Source organism: Streptomyces sp. NPDC047515 (genome assembly GCF_040643055.1).
In the GTDB taxonomy this organism is placed as follows: domain Bacteria; phylum Actinomycetota; class Actinomycetes; order Streptomycetales; family Streptomycetaceae; genus Streptomyces.
The window spans coordinates 1-1,330 of the sequence record NZ_JBEYTM010000174.1 but is presented as its reverse complement, the minus strand read 5'-3'; the positions used below and the strand labels follow the sequence as shown (position 1 = coordinate 1,330).

Genomic DNA, 1,330 nt, shown 5'->3' with positions numbered 1-1,330 from the left:
ACCTGGACATGCTGCGGCACGGGGCGATGCCGGCCGTGTTCGCGGGTATCCGTGCCCCGTCCACGCTGGGCACCTTCCTGCGCGCGTTCACCCACGGCCACGCCCTTCAACTTCACGCCGTGCACCGTCTGTTCCTGAGTGCACTGGCCGCCCACACTCCGCTACTGCCCGGCTCGGACACGAAGGCGTTCATCGACGTCGACTCCACCCACAAGCGCGTCTACGGCCGGAAGAAACAGGGCGCCGAGTACGGCCGGTTCAAGGGCATCCGCACCCTGCACCCCCTGCTCGCCACGATCTGCACCCCGCACTCGAGGCCAGTGATCGCGACGGTGCGGATGCGACGCGGCAAAGCAGCTGACTCCCGGGGCGCCCCGAAATTCGTGAGCGAGGCCCTGACCACCGCCGTCGAGGCCGGCTGCACCGGCATGCGCATCCTGCGGGCCGACTCGCAGTTCTACAACACTGGGGTCATCGCCGCCTGCCGCCGGGCCGGGGCCCGCTTCTCGGTCACCACCGGCATGAACCCCTCCATCAAGCGGGCCGTCCTTGGCATCCCCAACGACGCCTGGCAGCAGATCAGTTACCCGACCGCGGTCCCCGACCCCGAGACCGGTGACCTCATCTCGGACGCCGAAGTCGCCGAGATACCCGAATACACCGCGTTCGCCAGCCGGAAGAAAGCAGATCGGGTCACCGCCCGGCTGATCGTGCGCCGGGTCCGTGACCTGGCCAAACCCGCCGTCGTGGGCGAGCAGGGCGAGCTGTTTCCCGTCTGGCGCTACCACCCCTTCTTCACCGACCAGCCCGCCCCGACACTCCAGGCCGAGCGGGAACACCGCCACCACGCCGTGGTCGAGCAGGTCATCGCGGACAGCAAGGCCGGGGCCCTGGCCCATCTGCCATCCGGACACTTCCACGCCAACGCAGCCTGGCTCACCCTGTGGGCGATGACCTACAACCTGCTGCGGGCCGCTGGCTCCCTGACCTCCACATTCCACGCCAAGGCCACCACCGCCACCCTCCGGGCCCATCTGATCCAGGTCCCGGCCCGCATCGCCCGATCCGCACGACGCGTCACCCTGCACCTGCCCCACAACTGGCCCTGGCAGCACGCCTGGACACACCTCTTCGACACCGTCCACGGCCCACCCGGCTGACACGCACAGTCCCAGCCCACCCCGCCCACCAGGGCCCAACCGGAACCGAAGAACGTGGAAAAGCTGGGCAGACCAGCAGAAACAACCTGCCCACACCCAGCTACCAGCCCAAAGCAGCCGCAGAAACCGATCAGAAGATCACTCTCGAACCACCTCGGCGGATCAAGGCT

At 68.3% G+C, this 1,330-nt stretch carries 1 protein-coding gene; it reads left to right on the top strand.

Annotated features, from left to right (window positions below):
- On the top strand, positions 1 to 1,160 hold a 1,160-nt coding region (locus ABZ826_RS39385; RefSeq protein WP_361459413.1), incomplete at its 5' end, for an IS1380 family transposase.
- Positions 1,161 to 1,330: the final 170 nt, after the last annotated feature.